Here is a 7,434-nt window from a genome sequence, read left to right on the forward strand (position 1 = left end):
TGCCGCCAGCCATGCCGTGGCCAGGCCGATCAGGAAGCACGCCCCCAGCATCACCACGCCGAAGGAGGACGCGACCCGCCGGGCCTGTTCGATCCGGCCCGCGCCGATCAGCCTGCCGGTGATGGCCCCGATCCCGATGGACAGGCCGATGGATACGGCGATCTGGACGTAGCTTATGACCCCGGCGAACCCGATGGCCGCCGTCTGTGCCGGGTCACCCAGCCAGGAGATGTAGAACAGGTTCAGAAGATCGACGATGAAGACCGCCATGAGGCCAATGGCCCCCGTGCCCGCCATAACGACAACGTGACGGATGATACGGCCCGTGCAGAATGCGGCATGCGGTCGTTTTACGGGATTTCCCCCCATTCGGGTGTCCAGTCTGCTGTCGGTCAGATGATCTGAACCTGCATGATGCGGGGCAATGAAAGGCGGCACAAGGGCCTTATATGCCCTGTTTTTTATGATATGGCAGAAAAATGGCGGGCTGTTCTGTATATACTGGCACCACATTGTGCGCTGCAAAATAAATCCAAGAATTGTGCAGCGCAAAAAAGTAAAATCATATTTTTTATTTATATTTATTGTTGACCTTTAAAGATCAGGATGGCATACAGACTCACACGGAGCCTGCTGGCTTCCATAAATACAAAGAAAGTCCGGTAAAAATCCGGATAGAACGCGATGCTGCCGCACCGGCGTTTCACTGGCAGGGTCCCCGCAGGGGGGCCCTGTTTTTTCATGGCGAAGGCAATGGGGTGCCATCCCTCTTTTACGTATCTGACGCCGTCGGGTTTTCTCTACCCTGCGGGTTTCCCCCACCCTTTTTCGTGGTGGGGATCGTTCCGTTGAGGGAGAATGACCGATGTCCAGACTGACTGCGGCCGAACGTGATGCATTGCCCGATTCAGCCTTTGCCCTGCCGGGGCGGCGCTATCCCATACCCGATGCGACCCATGCGCGCGACGCACTCGCCCGCGCCAGTGAAATGCTGCATCGGGGCGACCTGACCCAGCAGGAATATGACACCGTGGTGGCCCGCGCCCATGCGGTGCTGGAAAGCGAATAGAAAGCCATAAAAAAAGGGCGCGGGATAAACACCCGCGCCCCTTTAACTTACTGTATGGAACCGTTCTGGTTCAGCCAGCCTTGTCCAGTTCGGCCTCAAGCTGCGGCAGGACCGTGAACAGATCCCCCACAATGCCGTAATCGGCCACCTGGAAGATCGGCGCCTCGGGGTCCTTGTTCACCGCGACGATGACCCGGCTGTCCTTCATCCCGGCCAGATGCTGGATCGCACCGGAAATGCCAAGGGCGATGTAGAGTTCCGGCGCCACGATCTTGCCGGTCTGGCCCACCTGGTATTCGTTGGGAACAAACCCGGCATCCACCGCCGCGCGCGATGCGCCAATGGCGGCCCCAAGCCGGTCGGCCAGCGGGTTGAGGAGCTTGAAATTCTCCTCGTTCTGCATGCCGCGTCCGCCCGACACCACAACACGCGCGGATTCCAGCTCCGGGCGTTCGGACTGGGACAGTTCCGTGGAAATGAAGGTCGAACCACCCGGACCGGCCGGCAGGGCGACTTCCTCGATCACCGCGTTGCCCCCTTCGGCCGGAACCGGGTCGAAGCGGAAGCGCGGACCGTGATCACCTTTTTTGTGTCAGCCGATTTTACCGTGGCCAGCGCGCTGCCCGCATAGATGGGGCGAACGAAGGTATCGGCGTCATTGACGGCGATGATGTCCGGGATCGGCTGCACGTCCAGCAGCGCCGCCGCGCGCGGCAGCACGTTCTTGGACGTGGCCGACGATGCGGCGAGGATATGCGTATATCCCCCCGCAAGCTCCGCCAGCAGCGCCGCCATGGGTTCGGCCAGTTCGCTGTTGCCAGTGGTGTCGGTGACCTGAAGCACCTTCTTCACGCCCGGAATGGCCGCTGCCGCCTTTGCCGCCGCCGCCGCATCGGCCCCGGTGACCAGCACATCGACATCACCCAGCTTCGCCGCCGCCGCAATGGCCGAACGGGACGCCTGCCGGATCACGCCACCGTCATGATCCAGATAAACAAGTACGGTCATGATCAGATCACCTTTGCTTCGTTGCGCAGACGCGAAACCAGTTCAGCAGCCGAGTCGAGCTTGATGCCCGCCTTGCGTTCCGGCGGTTCGGCAACCGAGATCACGCTCAGCCGCGGCGTCATGTCCACGCCCAGATCGGCGGGCGTGATTTTTTCCAGCGGCTTCTTGCGCGCCTTCATGATGTTGGGCAGCGAGGCGTAGCGCGGCTCGTTCAGGCGCAGATCCGCCGTGATGATGGCGGGCAGCGCCAGCTTGACGGTCTGCAGGCCGCCATCGATCTCACGGGTCACGGTCACTTCGCCATCGGCCACTTCCACCTTGGAGGCGAATGTCGCCTGCGGGCGGCCCAACAGGCCGGCCAGCATCTGGCCGGTGGCGTTCATGTCGTCATCAATGGCCTGCTTGCCAGAATGACCAGATCCGGCTTTTCCTTTTCCACCAGTGCTTTGAGCACCTTGGCGACGGCCAGCGGTTCCGTGACCGTGTCGGTTTCCACCAGGATGGAGCGGTCAGCACCCATCGCCATGGCCGTGCGCAGCGTGTCCTGTGCCTTGGCTTCCCCGATCGAGACCGCGACGATTTCCGTCACCACGCCTTTTTCCTTCAGGCGCACGGCTTCCTCAACCGCGATTTCGTCAAACGGATTGATGGACATCTTGAAGCCGGCGGTTTCAACGCCGGAACCATCGGCCTTGACGCGTGCCTTGATGTTGTAATCAAGCACGCGCTTAACGGGTACGAGAACCTTCATTGCATATTTGCCTGTCTGTATTCGGATAAGGGCAATCTGTGTGGCAGCTACATACCGTACCTGCCGCCAGATTACATCCCGCCGGGATAGTTCGGGCCGCCTGCCCCCTCCGGTGTGGTCCAGTCAATGTTCTGGGCCGGATCCTTGATGTCGCACGTCTTGCAGTGCACGCAGTTCTGCGCGTTGATCTGCAGGCGCGGATCCGTGGCCTCATCCGCCACTTCATACACGCCGGCCGGGCAGTAACGGCTTTCGGGTGAGCGGAAGACATCCCAGTTCACCGTTTTCCACAGCGAGGTATTGCGCACCTTCAGGTGGACCGGCTGGTCCTCCTCATGGTTGGTGGCGGACAGGAACACCGAGGAGAGGCGATCAAACGTGATCCTGCCATCGGGTTTGGGGTAGCTGATCTTTGGTGAGATGGAGGCCGCTTCCAGCGTCTCGTTATCGGCATGGCGCGTGTGCAGCGTCCACGGCGCCCGCCCGCGCAGCAGCATGGCGTCGATGCCGGAATACAGCGCCCCGGCCTTCATGCCGAACCTGGCGAAGGCCGGACGGATGTTGCGCACCGCGCGCAGTTCCTGCCACAGCCACGAATCCCTGATGCGCCGCGTGTAGGAACCCGGTTCCACACGGTTCGTGGCCAGGGCCTCCGCCACGGCCTCGGCCGCCAGCATGCCCGATTTCATGGCGGTGTGGGTGCCTTGATCTTGGGCACGTTCAGGAAGCCCGCCGTATCGCCAATCAGCGCCCCGCCGGGGAATGTCAGGCGCGGGATGGACTGGATCCCGCCTTCCGACAGCGCGCGCGCGCCATAGGCGACGCGGCGGCCATTCTCGAAATAGGGGCGGAAGGCGGGGTGCAGTTTCGCGCGCTGCATCTCGTCAAACGGGGAAAGCCACGTATTGGGATAGTCCAGCCCGACCACAAACCCGTAGGAGACGAGGTTTTCTCCGAAATGGTACATCCACGCCCCGCCATAGGTCCGGTCATCCAGCGGCCAGCCGAAGCTGTGCTGCACCAGACCGGGGCGGTGCATTTCCTTGGGGATTTCCCACAGTTCCTTGATGCCGAGGCCATAGGTCTGCGGATCGACGCCCTTGCGCAGGTCGTACATCGCCGTGACCTGCTTGGTCAGCGAACCCCGGCAGCCTTCCGCGAACAGGGTGTATTTCGCGCGCAGTTCCATGCCGGGGGCGTAATTGCCGGTGGGCTGGCCATCGCGCCCGATGCCCATGTCACCCGTCGCGACACCGGTCACGCGGCCACTGTCATCAACCAGCACTTCGGCCCCCGCGAAACCGGGGTAGATTTCAACGCCCAGTTCCTCGGCCCGGCCGGCAAGCCAGCGGCACAGATCCCCAAGGCTTACGATGAAGTTGCCGTGGTTGCTCATATGCGGCATCACGCGCTCGAGGAAGGGCACTTCAAGGCTGCCGGTGCGTGTCAGGTAGAGCGCCTGCTCCTCTGTCACGGGGGTATCCAGCGGGGCGCCTTCCTCGCGCCAGTGCGGCAGGAGTTCCTGTAGCGCGCGGGGTTCGATTACGGCGCCCGACAGGATATGCGCGCCGATCTCGCTGCCCTTCTCGATCAGGCAGACGCTGGCGTCAGGCGCCAGTTGCCGCAGCCGGATGGCCGCCGCAAGGCCCGATGGACCGCCACCAACGATCACGACATCGAATTCCATAGTCTCGCGCTGGGTCTCGCTCATACCTCTGTTGTCCTCTTGCGTCATGACCGGGATGACATGGGATGAATGGGATTTCACCTCAACCGTACTGCTTCCTAGAGCCGTTTGGTTCCGGAATAAAGTCCCGTTGCGCATTCCAGGGCCAAACGGCGCGCGCAAATGGGGGTTTTCACGCCATGGCGGGCAGGCGGGCCAGTTCATCCGTCGCCAGCCATTCGGGGCCGACGTAATTGACGATCAGCGTGCGGCGCACCCCCTTCAGCGGGCGCGGCAGGAAACCATGCCATGACCGGTCGGACGGAATGAACAGCAGCCCGGAATTGAACAGCCCCGAGGCCCGCGCCACCGGCGCGCCCTCCGCCGTCATGATGTCCGTGCCCCAGTCAGCCGCTTCCGCCCCCATGGAAAGCGAGACCAGAAGCGTCAGCCGCTTGGCCCCGATATCGGTATGGGGCTCAAGCCAGAACCCATCCGTATCAAGGCAGAGTTCAAGGCGCAGGGCCGCGTTTTCAAGGTTCGCGTCGCAACGGGAGGTGAATGTCGCCCGTGTCCCGGCGTCATCGAACAGGCGCGCCAGATCGTCCAGCGCCGGATTGGCCGCGCGGAGCGCGGGGGTAATGAACAGGCGGCGTCCGTTGCGCCCGGCCCGCTGTCCTCCGCTCTCCCCGCCAAGGAAACGGGCGTCCGGCATCCATGTCACCAGCGCCGTGGCCACGGATGCGGGCAGCACGTCGTGCATCTGCCAGTGGGGAAAGGGCCATGGCAGGACAGGGCTGGCGGTAAGGGCAGCAATGACGTGGTTGGGTTGCATGGCCGGATGTTTTATCTGCTGGGTCCGGCGCGGGGCGCGCCAGGGCCGGAAGGGGGGAGACGGGTTACAGGGCGCTCGCATGGCGGGCGCTGCTCTGCGGTGACAGATAGCGGTCAAACACCGATGCGACATGGCGCACGAAAGCGCGCCCTTTTTCAGTAACCTGCACATGGCGGGCGTTCATGTCCACCAGCCCGTCCTGCACCATGGGCACCAGACGGGACAGTTCCGGGCCGAAACTGTTGGCAGGCAGGTGGTACTCCGTAATGATCTGGTCCACATCCACCTGCATCGTGCACATGAGCTGCTTGATGATGGCGGCGCGCACATGGTCATCAGCCAGCAGGGGCACCCCCCGCATGACCGGCAGCCTGTCCGTCATCTCCGCCATCAGCCGGGCATAGGCGGCGGATGTCGTGGCGTTCTGGGTCATGCCATCGGCAGGGAGGAAATGGCGGACGCGCCAATACCGATCAGGGCCGGGGCGCTGTCCGTGGTGTAGCCCTGGAAATTGCGGTGCAGCGTGCCCGACTCCATGGCGCGCGCCATGCTGTCATGCGGGCTGACATAGTGATCCAGCCCCACGGGCAGGAAGCCTTCGTCGCGCAGCACGGCGTCGATCGCGGCGCGCTGCGCGATCCGCGCCTGCGGGCCGGGCAGTTCACCTACCGGCATCAGGTTCTGGCGCTTCTGCTTCCACGGCACATGGGCATAGCCGAACACGGCCAGCCGGTCGGGGCGCAGGCTGGCCACCGCCCGCGCCGTGCGGGTGACGCTGTCCGTATCCTGCCGGGGCAGGCCGTAGATCAGGTCGATATTGATCGAGTCCACCCCGGCCGCGCGTAGCGCGTCGAGGCAGGCGCGCGTCTGCTCCCAGCTCTGGATCCGGCCGCAGGCTTCTGCACGTTCGCGTCCAGATCCTGCACGCCCATGCTGGCGCGGTTGAAGCCGAGTTCATGCAGCAGGGCGGGATATTCGGGCGGAAGGTGGCGGGGATCGACCTCGATGCTGATTTCCGCATCCGGGGCGATCACGAAATCCTGGCGTATGGCCTGCATGACGCGGCGCATCGCGCTGGCGGGGAGGGTAGTGGGCGTGCCGCCGCCCCATTGCAGATGGGTGACACGGCGGCCGGGACCGATCAGGGCCACGACCCGGCGCAGTTCCTCATGCAGCAGGGCGGCATAGGCCGCGCGTGCATCCGTATCGCGCAGCACGGCGGTATTGCACCCGCAGAACCGGCACAGCATGTCGCAGAAGGGAACGTGCAGATAAAGGGAAACCGGCTGTGACGCCGGCAGGGCGGAGAGCCATTGCTGGCTTTCCGCCGGTCCCACCGCATCGGAAAACTGTGCGGCGGTGGGATAGCTGGTGTAACGCGGCAGATTGCCACCGTAGCGCGAAAGCAGGGTGCTGTCTGCCGCGTTCATGCCATTAGAACCGGTAGGCGATACCAGCGGACACGACGGTCGGGTCGAGCGAGTCGTGGGCCTTCACCTTCAGGGTTTCGCCGTCGTTTTCAGCCCAGGCGTGCATGCGCACGAACATCTGCTTCACGTCGAAGTTGAAGAACCAGTTGCCCACGAGCTGGTAATCCACACCGGCGTTGATGGACGGGCCACCGGTGAAGCCGGAGTTCAGCTTGTTCAGGCCAAGCGCGCCACTGCCGCTCATGTTGTGGAACCACATGAAGGTGCCACCGACACCCACATACGGGTTCAGGCGCTTGTGCGGACGGAAATGCCACGCGACGGTCACCGTCGGCGGCAGCACCCATGCGCTACCCGCGTCGGTCTTGCCATGTCCGGTCAGGCCTTGCAGCGCGCCGCCTTCGGCCGCGACTTCATGGCGGGTGCTGGTGGCGATCAGGTCAAGGGAGATGTTGTCGGTCAGGAAGTATTCGAGCGTCAGTTCCGGCATGACCTGGTTGGTGGTCTTGACGCGGGTGTTGGCCATCGCCTGGTTGTTTACCCAGACCTTGCTGTCACGATCTTCGGGCAGCACGCCCACGGCGGACAGGCGGATCATGAAGTCACCCTTGCCCAGACCGATCTTGGTGCTGGCGCAGGTCTGGAAAATGCCGCAGCGGCCCTTGGGCTGCGCGG

Annotated in this window: 4 protein-coding genes and 4 pseudogenes; 1 reads left to right on the top strand and 7 read right to left on the bottom strand. The window is 63.5% G+C overall.

Annotation, left to right across the window (positions count from 1 at the left end; genetic code table 11):
* Window positions 1-369: MATE family efflux transporter (locus JCM25156_RS22360; protein WP_242402535.1), on the bottom strand; the 369-nt coding region annotated here is incomplete at its 3' end.
* A gap of 496 nt (window positions 370-865) precedes the next feature.
* Between JCM25156_RS22360 and JCM25156_RS07320 the strand changes: the two genes are divergently transcribed.
* Entirely contained in the window at window positions 866-1,069 is a 204-nt protein-coding gene (locus JCM25156_RS07320) for a hypothetical protein (RefSeq protein WP_025812631.1), read from the top strand.
* A gap of 70 nt (window positions 1,070-1,139) precedes the next feature.
* Here the strand turns inward: JCM25156_RS07320 and JCM25156_RS22365 are convergent.
* The 6 genes and pseudogenes from JCM25156_RS22365 to JCM25156_RS07350 form a co-directional block, all read right to left on the bottom strand.
* A pseudogene (locus JCM25156_RS22365) lies at window positions 1,140-2,077 on the bottom strand (electron transfer flavoprotein subunit alpha/FixB family protein).
* A 2-nt stretch (window positions 2,078-2,079) separates the two neighbouring features.
* A pseudogene (locus JCM25156_RS22370) lies at window positions 2,080-2,828 on the bottom strand (electron transfer flavoprotein subunit beta/FixA family protein).
* Window positions 2,829-2,899: 71 nt separating this feature from the next.
* Window positions 2,900-4,539, bottom strand: a pseudogene (locus tag JCM25156_RS22375) (4Fe-4S dicluster domain-containing protein).
* Between the two features lie 148 nt (window positions 4,540-4,687).
* Window positions 4,688-5,329, bottom strand: a complete 642-nt coding sequence (locus JCM25156_RS07340; RefSeq protein WP_025812632.1) for a 2OG-Fe(II) oxygenase — start codon at window positions 5,327-5,329, stop codon at window positions 4,688-4,690.
* A 64-nt stretch (window positions 5,330-5,393) separates the two neighbouring features.
* Window positions 5,394-6,759 (bottom strand): annotated as a pseudogene (gene hemN, locus JCM25156_RS22380) (oxygen-independent coproporphyrinogen III oxidase).
* Between the two features lie 4 nt (window positions 6,760-6,763).
* A partial coding sequence (locus JCM25156_RS07350) for an OmpW/AlkL family protein (protein ID WP_025812633.1) occupies window positions 6,764-7,434 on the bottom strand: 671 nt, incomplete at its 5' end.

The organism is Komagataeibacter kakiaceti JCM 25156 (assembly GCF_000613305.1).